Source organism: Pseudomonas sp. RIT-PI-a, from assembly GCF_001187875.1.
Classification (GTDB): Bacteria; Pseudomonadota; Gammaproteobacteria; order Pseudomonadales; family Pseudomonadaceae; genus Aquipseudomonas; species Aquipseudomonas coleopterorum.
Genome location: NZ_LGIR01000013.1, coordinates 279,374 through 295,844, shown reverse-complemented (window position 1 = coordinate 295,844; position 16,471 = coordinate 279,374). Strand labels below are relative to the sequence as shown.

At 59.2% G+C, this 16,471-nt stretch carries 13 protein-coding genes; 8 read left to right on the top strand and 5 right to left on the bottom strand.

What is annotated here, in order from left to right:
- The first annotated feature begins 128 nt into the window (after window positions 1-128).
- Complete coding sequence (locus tag AC788_RS09835) at window positions 129-1,016, top strand: LysR family transcriptional regulator (RefSeq protein ID WP_049860550.1); 888 nt, start codon at window positions 129-131, stop codon at window positions 1,014-1,016.
- Window positions 1,017-1,140: 124 nt separating this feature from the next.
- Here AC788_RS09835 and AC788_RS09830 read toward each other — a convergent pair whose 3' ends face one another.
- The 5 genes from AC788_RS09830 to dnaA all read right to left on the bottom strand — a co-directional run bounded on the left by AC788_RS09830 (window position 1,141) and on the right by dnaA (window position 8,903).
- Window positions 1,141-2,478: an MFS transporter gene (locus AC788_RS09830; RefSeq protein ID WP_049860463.1), complete on the bottom strand. Its 1,338-nt coding sequence runs from the start codon at window positions 2,476-2,478 to the stop codon at window positions 1,141-1,143.
- Window positions 2,479-2,715: 237 nt separating this feature from the next.
- A complete protein-coding gene (gene gyrB / locus AC788_RS09825) occupies window positions 2,716-5,133 on the bottom strand; it encodes a DNA topoisomerase (ATP-hydrolyzing) subunit B (RefSeq protein ID WP_049860462.1) in 2,418 nt (805 codons plus the stop codon).
- Window positions 5,134-5,137: 4 nt separating this feature from the next.
- A complete protein-coding gene (recF, locus tag AC788_RS09820) occupies window positions 5,138-6,241 on the bottom strand; it encodes a DNA replication/repair protein RecF (RefSeq protein WP_049860461.1) in 1,104 nt (367 codons plus the stop codon).
- Between the two features lie 11 nt (window positions 6,242-6,252).
- Window positions 6,253-7,356 (bottom strand): DNA polymerase III subunit beta, encoded by a 1,104-nt coding sequence (gene dnaN, locus AC788_RS09815; protein WP_049860460.1) that lies wholly within the window; start codon window positions 7,354-7,356, stop codon window positions 6,253-6,255.
- A gap of 38 nt (window positions 7,357-7,394) precedes the next feature.
- The gene (gene dnaA, locus AC788_RS09810) at window positions 7,395-8,903 is read right to left on the bottom strand and encodes a chromosomal replication initiator protein DnaA (protein ID WP_049860459.1); all 1,509 of its coding nucleotides are present in this window, start codon (window positions 8,901-8,903) and stop codon (window positions 7,395-7,397) included.
- 627 nt (window positions 8,904-9,530) lie between these two features.
- Here dnaA and rpmH point away from each other — a divergent pair.
- From rpmH to rsmG, 7 genes are all read left to right on the top strand, one after another.
- Entirely contained in the window at window positions 9,531-9,665 is a 135-nt protein-coding gene (gene rpmH, locus AC788_RS09805; RefSeq protein ID WP_043192020.1) for a 50S ribosomal protein L34, read from the top strand.
- A 13-nt stretch (window positions 9,666-9,678) separates the two neighbouring features.
- On the top strand, window positions 9,679-10,083 hold the full coding sequence (gene rnpA, locus AC788_RS09800; RefSeq protein ID WP_049860458.1) for a ribonuclease P protein component: 405 nt from the start codon (window positions 9,679-9,681) through the stop codon (window positions 10,081-10,083).
- Window positions 10,076-10,321 carry a membrane protein insertion efficiency factor YidD gene (gene yidD, locus AC788_RS21325; RefSeq protein ID WP_082223633.1) on the top strand — a complete coding sequence of 82 codons (246 nt, stop codon included), beginning with the start codon at window positions 10,076-10,078 and terminating at the stop codon, window positions 10,319-10,321. The genes rnpA and yidD overlap by 8 nt, the downstream gene beginning before the upstream one ends.
- A 2-nt stretch (window positions 10,322-10,323) precedes the next feature.
- The gene (gene yidC / locus AC788_RS09795; protein ID WP_049860457.1) at window positions 10,324-12,009 is read left to right on the top strand and encodes a membrane protein insertase YidC; all 1,686 of its coding nucleotides are present in this window, start codon (window positions 10,324-10,326) and stop codon (window positions 12,007-12,009) included.
- 79 nt (window positions 12,010-12,088) lie between these two features.
- Window positions 12,089-13,459, top strand: coding sequence for a tRNA uridine-5-carboxymethylaminomethyl(34) synthesis GTPase MnmE (gene mnmE, locus AC788_RS09790; protein ID WP_049860456.1), 1,371 nt, complete (start codon window positions 12,089-12,091; stop codon window positions 13,457-13,459).
- Between the two features lie 459 nt (window positions 13,460-13,918).
- Window positions 13,919-15,817, top strand: coding sequence for a tRNA uridine-5-carboxymethylaminomethyl(34) synthesis enzyme MnmG (gene mnmG, locus AC788_RS09785; protein ID WP_049860455.1), 1,899 nt, complete (start codon window positions 13,919-13,921; stop codon window positions 15,815-15,817).
- On the top strand, window positions 15,814-16,461 hold the full coding sequence (gene rsmG / locus AC788_RS09780; protein ID WP_049860454.1) for a 16S rRNA (guanine(527)-N(7))-methyltransferase RsmG: 648 nt from the start codon (window positions 15,814-15,816) through the stop codon (window positions 16,459-16,461). The genes mnmG and rsmG overlap by 4 nt, the downstream gene beginning before the upstream one ends.
- Window positions 16,462-16,471 lie beyond the last annotated feature (10 nt).

Below are 16,471 nucleotides of genomic sequence, written 5' to 3'. Positions count from 1 at the left end.
GCGCCGTTTTATTGTTCTTGTCGTTCCCCATGTTATTGATTAGCTTCGTGGTGAAAACGAAAGATTTCACCCAGGGGCTGAGCGTTTTCGCACAGCGCACCGCGCAGTTGATTAACAAGGGAAAATCGATGTTCGACTGGAACGACCTGCGCTTCTTTCTCGAACTGCACCGCAGCGGTCGCCTGCTGACCGCCGCCAAGCGCCTGCACACGACCCACAGCACCGTCGCACGGCACATCGAAAGCATCGAGCGCCATCTGGGTACGCCACTGTTCGTACAGAATGCCCATGGCTACGAACTGACCCCGGCGGGGCAGACGCTGCTCAAGCATGCCGAGGCCATGGAAAACGTGGCGCTGCGCGCGCAGGAAGACATCACCCAGTCGTTCAACCCGCTGGGCAAGATCCGCCTGGGCGTGACCGAAGGGATCGGCATCGCCTTCATCACGCCCCGCATCGGTGAATTGTTCCGCCGCTACCCGGGCCTGGAAGTGGAGCTGGTGGCGGTTCCACGCTTCGTCAGCATCCTCAACCGCGAAGCCGAAATCAGTGTGCACCTGGAGCGTCCCAACGCCGACTTGCTGATCACTCGCAAACTCACCGATTATCACCTGGCCCTGTATGCCAGTGCCGATTACCTCGCCACCGCGGCACCGTTGCGTAGCCGTGAAGACCTGGCACAGCACCGCTGGATCGGCTATGTCGACGACCTGTTGTTCAGCCAGGAACTACTGATGCTCAACAGCTTCTGTCGCAACCCGGTCGTTGCCTTCCGCAGCACCAGTGTCCTGGCCCAACATGAAGCGGCCTGTATCGGTCTCGGCATCGCGGTGCTGCCGGTGTACATGGCTGCCCATGATCCGCGCCTGGTGCGCGTATTGCCTAACGAGACCATTCAGCGCAGCTACTGGATAAGCACCCGGCGCGAGCTACACAAATCGGTGCGGCTGCGCGTGGTCTGGGATTTCCTCCTGCAACTGTGCGCCGACCAGCAAGCCACCCTACTCGCCACCTGAAGCCATGCCCGGCTCCCACAAGGGAGAGGTATGTTGCCGTCATGTGGGAGCGGTGTGTTGCCGTCATGTGGGAGCGGGCTCTGCCCGCGAAAGCGCCAGTCGCGCCACCACAGATCCAACCGGCTCAAACAACCACCGGCTGCCCGCCATGAACAGCTTCCCCCGCATCGCCATGCAGGGAAATCTTCGACGTCTCGGGCAACGCCAACCCTCCCGCAAGTGCCAGCACCGACACCCCCATCAGGTAGAACGCCGGCGACAGGTTGCTCCCGGTCATGCCAATCAACCAAGTAGCCATCAACGGCGCCGTACCGCCAAACAGGGTATAGGCCAGGTTGTAGGTAATCGCCGACGCCGTGTAGCGGGTCCGGGTCGGGAAGGTTTCCGAGAGCAGCGCAGCAGTCACCACACCGCTGAGCACTGCGCCCACCGCCAGCATCATCACGCCGAACACAGAGGCGGCGAACGAGCCCGAACTGGCCAGCAGGAACGAAGGGTAAACCACCGCAATCAGCAATACGCCAGTGGTGGCCACCGTCGCGCGGCGGCCGACCTTGTCGGAAAACGCACCCGCCACCGGACACATCAATGCGGCGAACACCAGCGCGATCACCGAGATCAGCAGTGCCGTGGCCCTGCTCAGCCCACCCACCACCTGCAGGTAGGTCGCGAAATAGGTCGTGAACATATAGAAGGAGAGGGCGGTCAGCGACACGAATGCCCCCAGGCACAGGATTGCACCGCCATGACTGCGCAGGGTTTCCTTGAGCGGCGAATGGGCGACATCGTGATCCTGTTTCACAGCCTGGAATGCGGGGGTCTCATCCAGGCGCCAGCGCAGATAAAGACCGACCAGGCCCAGCGGCGCCGCAATCAGGAAGGGCACGCGCCACCCCCAACTGGCCATCGCCTCGGGCGACAGCGATGCATCCAGTGCATAAGCCATCACCGCAGCACAGGCAAACGCGCTGAAGGTCGACACCGGGATGAAGCTGCCATACCAGGCACGCTGGGTACGCGGGGCGTGCTCCATGAGGTAGGCACAGGCTCCAGCGTATTCGCCTCCTGCAGAAAAACCCTGCGCGCATCGGATCAGCGTGAGCAGGATCGGCGCGGCAATACCAATGGCGGCATAGGTAGGCAGCAAGCCGATGAGCGTCGTTGCACCAGCCATGAGCAGAATGGTCATGGCCAGCACCCTCTTGCGTCCGATCCGGTCGCCGAGCATGCCAAACACGATCCCGCCCAACGGCCGGAAAGCGAACGCCACGGCGAACACCGCAAAGGTCTTCAACAACCCAGTGGTGGCATCCCCGCTGGGAAAGAACTGCTGGGCAATCGCCGTGGCCAGAAAACCATAGACGGCAAAGTCGAACCATTCCACGAAGTTGCCCACGGCAGCCGCGCAGATCACCTTTTTCAACGTTGCGGGAGAAACCCGCCCCTCCATTGCCTGGTCCATGATCTCCACCCCTGCACAGTTGTATCGAGCGATCGATTATCCGGTGCGTGGCATCCCACGATTGCCAAAAAACGGCATTGGCGTAGTCATGGCCGCAACGCACCTGTGACAGGCCGTCGCAAGATCCACGCCAGCGTCGCACTCGTTACCTGCCAGGCAAGAGACCCAAGATCAGCACCCATAAAAAAACCCCGGGCCAAAGGCACCGGGGTCTTGTTTGCCGAGCGCGTCGACCTATCAGAAGTCCAGGTTCGACACCGCCAATGCGTTACTTTCGATGAACTCGCGACGTGGCTCGACCGCATCACCCATCAGGGTATTGAAGATCTGGTCGGCGCCGATCGCATCCTCGATGGTGACCTTGAGCATGCGGCGCACGCTTGGGTCCATCGTGGTTTCCCACAGCTGATCCGGGTTCATCTCACCCAGCCCTTTGTAGCGCTGGATGGTATGACGCTTGGTGCTTTCGGTCATCAGCCAGTCCAGGGCTTCCTTGAACTCGACCACAGCCTTCTTGCGCTCGCCACGTTTCACGTAGGCACCTTCATCCAGCAGACTGGCCAACTGTGCGCCTAGAGCGGTCACGGTCTTGTAATCGTTGCTGCCGAAGAAATCGCGGTTGAAGGTGATGTAGCTGGCCAGGCCGTGGGAAGTGATCTCCACTTCCGGCAGCCAGACATTGCGCTCACGGTCTTCACGCAGGCTGGCTTTGTACACCAGGCCGGATTTCTCGCTGGTGCGCAGACGCGCATCGAACTTGGCCAACCAGGCTTGCATGGCTTCGTGGTCGCCCAGTTGCTCGAGCGAAACCGCCGGCAGGTACACGAAGTGCTCGGTTAGCTCCTGCGGATACAGGCGCGACAGGCGCTTGAGCGTCTTCATGACCATGCGGAAATCGTTGACCAGACGCTCCAGTGCTTCACCGGAAATCCCTGGCGCCGAATCGTTGAGGTGCAGGCTCGCATCTTCCAGAGCCGACTGCGTCATGTATTCTTCCATGGCGTCGTCGTCCTTGATGTACTGCTCCTGCTTGCCTTTCTTGACCTTGTACAGCGGCGGCTGGGCGATGTAGATATAGCCGCGCTCGATCAGCTCCGGCAGCTGGCGGAAGAAGAATGTCAGCAGCAGGGTACGAATGTGCGAACCGTCGACATCGGCATCGGTCATGATGATGATGTTGTGATAGCGCAGCTTGTCGATGTTGTACTCTTCGCGACCGATACCGCAGCCCAGTGCCGTGATCAGGGTGCCGACTTCCTGCGACGAGATCATCTTGTCGAAGCGCGCCTTCTCGACGTTGAGGATCTTGCCCTTGAGCGGCAGGATCGCCTGGGTCTTGCGGTTACGACCTTGCTTGGCCGAACCACCGGCGGAGTCACCCTCCACCAAGTACAGTTCGGAAAGGGCAGGGTCCTTCTCCTGGCAGTCGGCCAATTTGCCTGGCAAGCCAGCGATGTCCAGAGCCCCTTTACGGCGAGTCATCTCGCGCGCTTTACGAGCCGCCTCGCGAGCACGCGCGGCATCGATCATCTTGCCGACCACGGCCTTGGCTTCGTTCGGGTTTTCCAGGAGGAAGTCCGAGAAGTACTTGCCCATTTCCTGCTCGACTGCAGTCTTCACTTCGGACGAAACCAGCTTGTCTTTAGTCTGCGAGCTGAACTTGGGATCCGGAACCTTGACCGAAATGATCGCGGTCAAACCTTCACGCGCATCGTCACCGGTGGTCGAGACCTTGTTCTTCTTGGCCAGACCTTCCTGCTCGATGTAGTTGTTCAGGTTGCGCGTCAGCGCCGACCGGAAACCCACCAAGTGAGTCCCGCCATCGCGTTGTGGAATGTTGTTGGTGAAGCACAGCAGGTTTTCGTTGAAGCTGTCGTTCCACTGCAGGGCAACTTCCACGCCCACGCCATCATCGCGCTGCACGTTGAAATGGAAGACCTGATTCACAGCTGTCTTGTTGGTATTGAGGTACTCGACAAACGCGCGCAAACCGCCTTCGTATTTGAACAGCTCTTCTTTGCCGCTGCGCTCGTCCTTCAGCAGAATGCCAACACCGGAGTTGAGGAACGACAGCTCACGGATCCGCTTCGCCAGAATGTCCCAGCTGAAATGAATGTTCTTGAAGGTTTCAGCCGACGGCTTGAAGTGAATCTTGGTGCCGGTGGTCTCGCTGTCGCCGACGATCTTCATCGGTTCCTGCGGTACGCCGTGCACGTAGAACTGCTCCCACAACTTGCCAGCGCGGCGCACGGTCAGTTGCAGACCTTCGGACAGGGCGTTCACCACCGACACGCCTACGCCGTGCAAACCACCCGACACCTTGTACGAGTTGTCATCGAACTTACCGCCAGCGTGCAGTACGGTCATGATGACCTCGGCTGCAGATACGCCTTCTTCTTTATGCACGTCCACGGGAATACCGCGGCCGTTGTCGGTTACGGAAATGGATTCGTCTGGATGAATGGTGACGGTGATTTCGTCACAGTGGCCAGCCAGTGCTTCGTCGATGGAGTTGTCCACCACTTCGAAGACCATGTGGTGCAGGCCGCTACCATCATCGGTGTCGCCGATGTACATACCGGGACGTTTGCGTACGGCATCAAGCCCTTTCAACACCTTGATGCTGGAGGAGTCGTACGTTTGATTCTCGCTCATGCCTTCACTCCCGATGATCGTGGGTCTGGGTAATACCGCCTTGTTCCACGTGGAACAAGGCAACTGGCGTTTCCGTCTGCCAGCCTTCCCTCAATAATTCCTGGTCTACGCAGGTGATAAACACCTGGCAGCGTAAGTCTTCAAGCAAGCGGCACAATGCGCGACGGTGCTGTTCATCCAGCTCGGACGGCAAGTCGTCTACCAGATAGATGCATTGACCGCGGCGGGCTTGGCCGACCAGATGACCTTGGGCAATGCGGAGTGCGCACACCACGAGCTTCTGCTGACCGCGCGACAATATGTCGGCCGCGTTGTGGGCGCCCATTCGCAATCGAAGGTCAGCGCGCTGAGGTCCAGCCTGGGTATGCCCCATCTGCTGATCTCTCAACAAGGACCCTGCCAGGACGTCTGCGAGTTCGCGATCCTTGTCCCAGCCTCGGTAATAGCTCAATGTGAGACCTTCCAGCTTCAACAACTCGGCGAGTGTCTGTTCGAACACTGGCTTGAGCGCTTTGATATAAGCGCGCCGATAGTCGTCGATTTCAGCGCTGGCCAGGCAGAGCTCACGGTCCCATGCCGCTTGCGAAGCAACGTCAAGTGTACCATGCCGAAGCCATGAGTTCCGTTGCTTCAGGGCCTTCTGCAACCGCTGCCAGGTCGACATGAATCGAGGTTCCACGTGGAACACTCCCCAGTCTAGGAACTGTCGGCGGATCTTCGGAGCCCCCTCCAACAGTCGAAAGCTATCGGGGTTGATCAGCTGCAAGGGCAATATCTGGGCAAGCTGAGCCGCGCTTCGAGCGTTCTGGCCGTCGATACGAATAGTGAAATCGCCCTGTCTTTCCCGTGAAATACCCAGGTTGCTATGACCGCCTTCGGCCAACTCAACCTGGCCAAATACCGTCGCAGTGGCCTGCTCGTGCTGAATGATCGGCACCAGACGCGTGCTGCGAAACGATCGCGCGAGGCCCAAGAGGTGAATGGCTTCCAGCACACTGGTTTTACCACTGCCGTTGGCGCCGTAGAGGATGTTGATACGCGGGGAGGGGGAGAAGGTCACCGGGTGCAGGTTGCGCACCGCGGTGACTGTAACGCGGGTCAGGGACATTCAGGTGGCTGTCAGAGGCGCATCGGCATGACGACGTATGCCGAGTCGTCATTGTCGGATTCCTGGACCAACGCGCTGCTGTTGGAGTCAGACAGGATCAGGCGAACCTGCTCGGTCGTCATCACTCCCAGCACGTCGAGCAGATAGCTGACGTTGAAGCCGATTTCTAACGCACCGCCGTTATAGTCCACGGCCACTTCTTCTTCCGCTTCTTCCTGTTCAGGGTTGTTGGCCTGGATCTTCAACTGACCGGCAGCCAGCTGCAGGCGGATGCCGCGATACTTTTCGTTGGACAGGATCGCGGTGCGGCTGAAGGCCTCACGCAGTGCCTGACGATCACCCAGTACCAGCTTGTCGCCACCTTTGGGCAGCACACGCTCATAGTCAGGGAATTTGCCGTCGACCAGCTTGGAGGTGAAGGTGAACTCACCCGTAGTTGCGCGGATGTGATGCTGGCCCAGCACGATGCTGACATTGCCGTCGGGCTCGGTCAGCAGACGGGCCAGTTCCAGAATGCCCTTGCGCGGCACGATGACCTGATGGCGGTCGGCTTGACCAATATCGGCCTGCATCGAGCACATGGCCAGACGATGGCCGTCGGTGGCGACTGCTCGGATGATGCCGGCCGATACTTCCAGCAGCATGCCATTGAGGTAATAGCGCACGTCCTGCTGGGCCATGGCGAAGCTGGTGCGTTCGATCAGGCGACGCAGCTTGCTCTGCACCAGGCTGCAGGTCAGCGAACCCGGGCCTTCTTCGACGGTAGGGAAGTCATTGGCCGGCAGCGTCGACAAGGTGAACCGACTGCGCCCGGCCTTGACCACGACCTTCTGCTCATCGACCTTGATGTCGATCAGCGCGTCGTTGGGCAGGCTCTTGCAGATGTCCATCAACTTGCGCGCAGGCACGGTGATCTCGCCAGGCTCGGCCGGCTCTTCCAGCTGCACGCGGCCAACCAGTTCCACTTCCAGGTCAGTACCGGTCAGAGACAGCTGCTGCCCCTGAACCACCAGAAGGACGTTGGAAAGCACAGGCAAGGTCTGGCGGCGTTCGACGACGCCTGCGACCAGTTGCAGGGGTTTCAACAGGGCTTCGCGTTGAATGGTGAAATGCATGGTCTAGTCCCTTGCCTCAAAAGCTGCGTAGTGAATGTTCACGTGGTCAGTGTACGCAGCAGGTTCTTGTAGTCCTCGCGGATATCCGCGTCGGATTCCTTGAGTTCGTTGATCTTGCGGCACGCGTGCAGCACGGTGGTGTGATCGCGCCCACCAAACACATCGCCGATTTCCGGCAGGCTGTGGTTGGTCAATTCCTTGGACAGCGCCATTGCCACCTGCCGTGGTCGGGCCACCGAGCGCGAACGGCGCTTGGAAAGCAGATCGGAAATCTTGATCTTGTAGTACTCGGCCACCGTTCGCTGGATGTTATCCACACTCACCAGCTTGTCCTGCAGTGCCAGCAGGTCCTTGAGCGACTCGCGGATCAGCTCGATGGTGATTTCGCGACCCATGAAGTGGGAGTGCGCAATGACCCGCTTGAGTGCGCCTTCCAGTTCGCGGACGTTGGAACGGATGCGCTGGGCGATAAAGAACGCCGCGTCATGAGGCAGCTCGACCTTGGCCTGGTCCGCCTTCTTCATGAGGATGGCGACACGGGTTTCCAGCTCGGGCGGCTCGACAGCAACGGTGAGACCCCAGCCGAAGCGCGATTTCAACCGCTCCTCGAGGCCTTCGATTTCCTTGGGGTAGCGATCGCTGGTGAGGATGACCTGCTGGCCGCCTTCCAACAAAGCGTTGAAGGTGTGGAAGAACTCCTCCTGGGAGCGTTCCTTGCGCGCGAAGAACTGGATATCGTCGATCAGCAACGCATCGACCGATCGGTAGAAACGCTTAAATTCGTTGATCGCGTTCAACTGCAACGCCTTGACCATGTCTGCAACGAACCGCTCGGAATGCAGGTAAACCACCTTGGCATTCGGATTCTTCTTGAGCAGGTGGTTACCCACAGCGTGCATCAAGTGCGTCTTACCCAGGCCGACACCACCATAAAGGAACAGCGGGTTGTAGCCATGCTTGGGATTGTCCGCCACCTGCCAGGCAGCCGCGCGTGCCAGCTGGTTGGATTTACCTTCCACGAAGTTTTCGAAGGTAAAGGTGCGGTTCAGATAACTGGTGTGCTTGAGCGCACCTTCTACCTGGACAGTGCGTTGCTCGGAACGCACGGGTGCCGGCTGCGAGCTGGCACCGGCCATGGGGTCGAAACTGTCCCGCGAGGGTTCTTCGCTGGCCACTGAAGGCTTGGCAACGGCTTCTATAGGCGCTGCCGCAGGTGCGGCCGCCACCGGGGCGGCCTGCACCTGGTTCGCGGCTGCAGCGGCTGCCAGCGGCGCGTTGGGGGCCGCGCGGGGCGTCGAGCTGCGACGGCTGCCGATCAGCAACGAAAGTGCCGGCGCCAGGCCATTGCCGTGTTCACCCAAAAGTTCGAGGAGCCGCGTCAGGTATTTCTCGTTGACCCAGTCCAGCACGAATCGGTTAGGCGCATAGACGCGCAACTCGTCGCCTTCGGCTTCGACCTGTAGCGGACGGATCCAGGTGTTGAATTGCTGGGCAGGCAGTTCATCGCGCAGGAGTTCCACGCACTGCTGCCAAAGTTCCACTGACACAGGTATCCCCTGAATTGAAAGCCGGCAAGGCAAAAACAACGGCCATTGTACCGGCGCTCCGCACACTTATCCACATGTAGGTCGGGTCCGCTGCCTCTGCCGCACGTAAAAACACAACGTCAATGCCTTGAAAACCTATCTGTGAGCTCTGTGGATAACCCGTCTTGAGATCTATGCACAAGTAGGGGTCGAGCTCTGTGTATAACTCGTCTGTGGATATCCATCGATTTAATCCACAGGTTGTGCGGAGCAATGACACAGGCGCAGCCCATCTTCTGGACAGGGTTGCGGATCTCCAGAACGCCCTGTGAATAAGGCCTCTAGATGGTTATCCACAGATGTTGGCCTCTCTAAGATCTATAAGCATTACAGAAAAGCTCTAAATAAGTCCCTTCTCTATTTTTATATTTGATCGCCTGAATCGTCCAACCCATCCTCCTGAGAAGGCACCGGCAATGAAGGCTCCCAATCCCCGACCTGCGTTCTTCAGTCCCCCTCTATCTGAGCAAAGGGGCCAAAAAGTAATAGTTGGTTGGAAATTGACCTTCTGCCGCGCTTTCACTAGAATCGCCGGTCTCTTAAAACGGGGTCCATTCCGGCCCGTTGTGGACGAACCAGGTAACAACCATGAAACGTACTTTCCAACCCAGCACCATCAAGCGCGCTCGCACCCACGGTTTCCGTGCTCGCATGGCTACCAAGAACGGCCGTACCGTCCTGTCGCGTCGTCGCGCCAAGGGCCGCAAGCGTCTGGCAGTTTGATCCTTCGGCACGGGTGGTGAGTCAGGACTACGGTCGGGAAAAGCGTCTGCTGACAGCCCGGCATTTCAAAGCAGTCTTCGACTCGCCATCTGGCAAGGTACCCGGCAAGAACCTGCTGCTCCTTGCGCGTGAGAACGGCCTCGAACATCCCCGTCTGGGGCTGGTCATCGGTAAAAAGAGCGTCAAGCTCGCCGTTCAGCGCAATCGCTTGAAACGCTTGATGCGTGACTCGTTCCGTCTGCACCAGGACATCCTGGCGGGCTGGGACATCGTCATCGTCGCGCGTAAAGGTTTGGGCGACGTGGAAAACCCTGAATTGCATGAGCATTTTGGCAAGCTCTGGAAGCGCCTCGCACGTAACCGGCCCGCTCCAGTGGTGAAGACCGAACCTGCAGGAGTGGACAGTCAAGATGCGTAAACTGGCAATCGTTCCGATCCAGTTCTACCGCTACGCCATCAGCCCTCTCATGGCGAATCACTGTCGTTTTTACCCCAGTTGCTCTTGCTACGCGCTCGAAGCCATCGAAATCCACGGCCTCTTGCGTGGAAGCTGGCTGACCGTTCGTCGCCTTGGCCGCTGTCACCCATGGAATGCCGGTGGTTTCGACCCGGTTCCAGACGCCCCATCACCCCGTTCTTCTTCGATAGCCGAGTAATCATGGATATTAAACGCACGATCCTGATCGTCGCCCTGGCAGTCGTGGCCTACGTCATGGTCCTGAAATGGAACCAGGATTACGGTCAAGCCGCCTTGCCGACTCAGAATGTGGCTACCCAGAACCCGACGCCGGCGTTGCCGGAAACGGTACCGGGCACCAACACTCAAGCCAGTGCCGATGTACCCAGCGCCAATCCTGATGCCAATCTGCCTGTGCCGACCCCTGTTGTGGTCAGCAAGGACCTGATCTGGGTCAAGACCGACGTGCTCAACTTCGCTATCGATCCTACCGGTGGTGATATCGTCCAGCTGAACCTGCCCGAGTACCCTCGTCGCCAGGACATGCCGAACATTCCGTTCCAATTGTTCGACAATGGTGGTGAGCTGACCTACCTGGCCCAGAGCGGCCTGACCGGTACGAACGGCCCGGACGCGCGTCCAAGCGGACGTCCTGTGTACAGCGCTTCGCAGAAAAGTTATCAACTGGCTGACGGCCAGAACCAGGTCGTGGTCGACCTGACCTACAGCGACAATGGTGTGAACTACCTCAAGCGCTTCACCGTCGATCGCGGTGAGTACGACTTGAAAGTCAGCTACCTTGTGGATAACCAGAGCGCGCAGAACTGGAGCGGCAACATGTTCGCCCAGCTCAAGCGCGACAACAGCTCCGATCCTTCGTCGACCACGGCCACCGGTACCGCGACCTATCTGGGCGCAGCCCTGTGGACAAGTGGCGAGCCGTACAAGAAAGTGTCGATGAAAGACATGGACAAGGCCGGCCTCAAGGAAACCGTACAGGGCGGCTGGGTCGCCTGGCTGCAGCATTACTTCGTGACTGCCTGGATTCCTGCTGCCGGTGACAGCAACAATGTCATGACGCGCAAGGACAACCAGGGCAACTACATCATTGGCTACACCGGCCCTACGCTGTCGGCAGCGCCAGGTGGCAAGGTTGAAACCACAGCCACGCTGTACGCCGGTCCCAAGGTTCAGGACAAGCTCAAGGAGTTGTCCCCAGGTCTGGAGCTGACCGTCGACTACGGCATCCTGTGGTTCATCGCTCAACCGATCTTCTGGTTGCTCAAGCATATCCACGCGATCCTGGGGAACTGGGGCTTCTCGATCATCTGCCTGACCATCCTGATCAAGCTGCTGTTCTTCCCGCTGTCGGCCGCCAGCTACAAGTCGATGGCGCGCATGCGTGCCGTGGCGCCGAAACTGGCTGCCCTCAAGGAACAGCATGGCGATGACCGGCAGAAAATGTCCCAGGCCATGATGGAGCTGTACAAGAAAGAGAAGATCAATCCACTGGGCGGCTGCCTGCCGATCCTGGTGCAGATGCCGGTCTTCCTTTCCCTGTACTGGGTATTGCTGGAAAGCGTCGAGATGCGTCAGGCACCTTGGTTGCTGTGGATAACCGACCTGTCGATCAAGGATCCGTACTTCATCCTGCCGATCATCATGGGCGCGACCATGTTCATCCAGCAGCGCTTGAACCCGACGCCTCCGGATCCGATGCAGGCCAAGGTGATGAAGATGATGCCAATCGTGTTCACCTTCTTCTTCCTGTGGTTCCCGGCAGGTCTGGTGCTGTACTGGGTGACCAACAACACCCTGTCGATTGCCCAGCAGTGGTACATCACGCGCAGCATCGAGAAAGCCGCGGCAAACAAACCTGCCGTCTGACGGGTTGCTCGACTAACCTGTGAACAAAGCGCCCCCTCGTGGGGCGTTTTGCTATCTGAAATTCGACCGGAGTACCTGCATGAACGTCGTTCGCGAAACCATCGCTGCCATTGCCACGGCCCAGGGTCGAGGCGGAGTAGGGATCGTACGCATCTCCGGGCCGCTGGCCAGCCAGGCCGCTCAGGCTATCATCGGCCGCGTGCCGACCCCTCGTCATGCGCACTATGGCCCGATGCTCGATGCGCAGTGCCAGGTCATCGATGAAGGGCTGGGCCTTTACTTTCCAGGGCCCAATTCGTTCACCGGCGAAGATGTACTGGAGCTGCAGGGTCATGGTGGACCCGTGGTGATGGACATGCTGCTGCAGCGCTGCCTGGAACTGGGCTGCCGCCTGGCACGTCCCGGCGAGTTCAGCGAGCGGGCCTTTCTCAACGACAAGCTGGACCTGGCTCAGGCCGAGGCCATTGCCGATCTCATCGAAGCAAGCTCCGCCCAGGCGGCACGCAACGCAGTACGTTCGTTGCAGGGGGCTTTCTCCCGGCGTGTGGATAACTTGACCGAGCAGCTCATCGCGCTGCGGATCTATGTGGAAGCTGCCATCGACTTTCCCGAGGAGGAAATCGACTTCCTTGCCGATGGCCATGTGTTGAGCATGCTCGACAAGGTTCGCAGCGAGTTATCCACCGTACTGCGCGAAGCCGGGCAGGGTGCCTTGCTGCGTGACGGGATGAACGTGGTAATCGCTGGCCGGCCGAATGCCGGCAAGTCCAGCCTGCTCAATCTGCTGGCCGGGCGTGAAGCGGCCATTGTCACTGACATCGCCGGTACCACCCGTGACGTGTTGCGCGAACATATCCACATCGACGGCATGCCGCTGCATGTAATCGATACTGCCGGATTGCGTACCACCCTCGATGAAGTCGAGCAGATCGGCGTCCAGCGCGCGCTGAAGGCCATTGCCGAAGCCGACCGTATCCTGCTGGTGGTGGACGCGACGTCTGCCGAGGCGGCCGATCCCTTCGCGGTCTGGCCGGAGTTTCTGGAACTCACGCCCGACATCGGCAAGGTCACCGTGATTCGCAACAAGGCGGATCTGAGTGGTGAAGCGATCGGTATCCAGCATGACGACGATGGTCACGTGACCTTGAGTCTCACAGCCAAGGGAACTGGCCAAGGCCTTGAACTGCTGCGTGACCATCTCAAAGCCTGCATGGGTTACGAGCAGACAGCCGAGAGCAGTTTCAGCGCCCGTCGACGTCATCTGGAAGCCTTGCGGCATGCGGGTGATCATCTTGACCATGGGCGTGATCAGCTGACGCTGGCGGGCGCGGGCGAGCTCCTGGCTGAAGACTTGCGCCTGGCCCAACATGCGCTGGGGGAAATCACCGGTGCATTCAGTTCGGACGACCTGCTGGGGCGCATTTTCTCGAGCTTCTGCATCGGCAAGTAGATCTCCCGATATCCATGCAGCGCTGCATGGACTCATCAAGAGCCACCTTTCGAGGTGGCTTTTTTTTATACACGCTTCAGGAGCCCTGTGGACAACCCCAGCTGAGCTAGGTTGATAAGCAGGTCCGAAAGCTGATGATAAATGCCGCTGTGGGTAAGCGCAGCTGTTACCCACAGGTTAATTTGGGTTATACACCGAGCTGACAGGCACCTGATCACAACCTTTAATTTCCCTGTACACGTTGTCGATACAGGCTTACAGAGCTTTATCCACAGATACGGTGTTGCCTAGTAATAAACATAAAAACAAAGCTTTAATAAATCTCTCTCTTTTAATTTCTATTACCGACGCTATCCACAGCTGGTTATTTTTTGTGCAGAAGGGTTCTTTAGCCAAGGCAAATTCCCTATACTGCGCAGCTATCCCAATTACCCACATAGAACAGGCACGAGGTGCGTGGTGGATTTCCCTTCCCGTTTTGAAGTGATCGTCATCGGCGGCGGTCATGCCGGTACCGAGGCAGCACTGGCCTCAGCACGCATGGGTGCAAAGACCCTGCTGTTGACGCACAACGTGGAAACCCTCGGTGCCATGAGTTGCAACCCGGCCATCGGCGGCATCGGCAAGAGCCATCTGGTCAAGGAGATCGATGCGCTCGGCGGTGCCATGGCGCTGGCCACCGACAAGGGTGGCATTCAGTTTCGCGTGCTCAACAACCGCAAAGGCCCGGCGGTGCGGGCTACCCGTGCGCAGGCCGACCGCGTTCTGTACAAGGCTGCCATTCGCGAGATTCTCGAGAATCAGCCCAACCTGTGGATATTCCAGCAGCCGGCCGACGACCTGATCGTCGAGCAGGACGAGGTCAAGGGAGTAGTCACCCAGATGGGCCTTCGTTTCATGGCCGATTCCGTGGTGCTCACCACCGGAACCTTCCTGGGCGGACTTATCCACATCGGTTTGCAGAATTATTCGGGTGGCCGTGCCGGCGATCCGCCATCGATCGCGTTAGCCCATCGTCTGCGTGAGCTGCCGCTGCGAGTAGGTCGCTTGAAGACCGGTACACCACCGCGTATCGACGGCAAGTCGATCGACTTCTCGGTCATGACCGAACAGCCGGGCGATACACCCATTCCGGTGATGTCGTTCATGGGCTCCAAGGCGCTGCACCCACGTCAGGTCAGTTGCTGGATCACCCACACCAACGCGCGCACCCATGAAATCATCGCCGCCAACCTGGATCGCTCGCCGATGTACTCGGCTGCCGGGGAAATCGAAGGGGTGGGTCCAAGGTACTGCCCGTCGATCGAAGACAAGATCCACCGCTTCGCCGACAAGCAGAGCCATCAGGTGTTCATCGAGCCCGAAGGGCTGACCACCCACGAGCTGTACCCCAACGGTATTTCCACGTCCTTGCCGTTCGACGTGCAGTTGCAGATCGTGCGTTCGATTCGCGGCATGGAAAACGCGCACATCATGCGACCCGGCTATGCCATCGAATACGATTACTTCGATCCGCGTGATCTCAAGTACAGCCTGGAAACCAAGGTGATCGCCGGATTGTTCTTCGCCGGGCAGATCAACGGCACCACGGGTTACGAAGAGGCCGGCGCCCAAGGTCTGCTGGCTGGCGCGAACGCCGCACTTCGCGCCCAGGGCAAAGAGGCCTGGTGTCCACGCCGCGACGAGGCGTACATCGGCGTCCTGGTCGACGACCTGATTACCCTGGGAACCCAGGAACCGTACCGGATGTTCACCTCGCGAGCCGAGTATCGACTGATCCTGCGCGAAGACAATGCCGACCTGCGCCTGACCGAAAAGGGCCGTGAACTGGGTCTGGTCGATGACGCTCGCTGGGCGGCCTTCAGTGCCAAGCGCGAAGCGATCGAAATCGAGGAACAACGGCTCAAGAGCACCTGGGTACGCCCCAACACCGCTCAGGGGAATGCCGTCGCCGAGAAGTTCGGTACGCCGTTGACCCATGAATACAACCTGCTTAACCTGCTCAGCCGCCCCGAGATCGACTATGTCGGTCTGGTCGAAGTCACCGGCGGCGGAGCGCATGATCCACAGGTAGCCGAACAGGTCGAGATCAAGACCAAGTACGCGGGCTACATCGATCGTCAGCAGGACGAGATCGCTCGGCTGCGCGCCAGCGAGGACACCCGCCTGCCTGTGGATATCGACTATTCCGGGATCTCCGGGCTGTCCAAGGAGATTCAGGGCAAGCTGGGCGCGACCCGCCCCGAAACGCTCGGTCAGGCATCGCGCATCCCGGGCGTCACGCCTGCAGCCATTTCGCTGTTGATGATTCACCTGAAAAAACGCGGCGCAGGCCGCGAGTTGGAGCAAAGCGCTTGAGTTCCATGGTCACCGAACAACACCGCGAAGAGTTGTCCACAGGCGCCCGGCAATTGGGCGTCGAATTGTCCGAGGGCCAGCGCGAACAGCTGCTGGCCTATCTGGCCCTGTTGATCAAATGGAACAAGGCTTACAACCTGACGGCAGTGCGCAATCCTGACGAGATGGTGTCACGGCACCTGCTCGACAGCCTGAGCATTCTTGCGCACCTGGGTAATGCCCAGCGCTGGCTCGATGTCGGCAGCGGCGGCGGCATGCCGGGTATTCCCCTGGCAATCATGTTTCCCGAGAAACACATCGCCACCCTCGACAGCAATGGCAAGAAGACCCGTTTTCAGACTCAGGTGAAGCTGGAACTGGGACTCGCCAATCTTCAGGTTATCCACAGCCGCGCCGAAACGTTCGTACCCGAGCAGCCCTTCGACGGCATCGTTTCCCGCGCCTTCAGCAGCCTGCACGACTTCGCTCACTGGACACGCCACCTGGGCGACAGCGACACGCGCTGGTTGGCGATGAAAGGGCTGCATCCGGCCGACGAACTGGTAGCATTGCCAGCTGACTTCCACCTCGATAGCGAACACGCCCTGGCCGTACCCGGTTGCCAAGGCCAACGCCATCTGCTGATACTGCGCCGCACGGCATGATTGGGAACAC

Bases quoted from the DNA above. Each gene is read 5' to 3' on its own strand.
- rpmH (WP_043192020.1), top strand. From the start codon at position 9,531: ATGAAACGTACTTTCCAACCCAGCACCATCAAGCGCGCTCGCACCCAC.
- AC788_RS09835 (WP_049860550.1), top strand. From the start codon at position 129: ATGTTCGACTGGAACGACCTGCGCTTCTTTCTCGAACTGCACCGCAGC.
- mnmE (WP_049860456.1), top strand. From the start codon at position 12,089: ATGAACGTCGTTCGCGAAACCATCGCTGCCATTGCCACGGCCCAGGGT.
- AC788_RS09830 (WP_049860463.1), bottom strand. From the start codon at position 2,478: ATGGACCAGGCAATGGAGGGGCGGGTTTCTCCCGCAACGTTGAAAAAG.
- dnaN (WP_049860460.1), bottom strand. From the start codon at position 7,356: ATGCATTTCACCATTCAACGCGAAGCCCTGTTGAAACCCCTGCAACTG.
- recF (WP_049860461.1), bottom strand. From the start codon at position 6,241: ATGTCCCTGACCCGCGTTACAGTCACCGCGGTGCGCAACCTGCACCCG.
- yidC (WP_049860457.1), top strand. From the start codon at position 10,324: ATGGATATTAAACGCACGATCCTGATCGTCGCCCTGGCAGTCGTGGCC.
- gyrB (WP_049860462.1), bottom strand. From the start codon at position 5,133: ATGAGCGAGAATCAAACGTACGACTCCTCCAGCATCAAGGTGTTGAAA.
- yidD (WP_082223633.1), top strand. From the start codon at position 10,076: ATGCGTAAACTGGCAATCGTTCCGATCCAGTTCTACCGCTACGCCATC.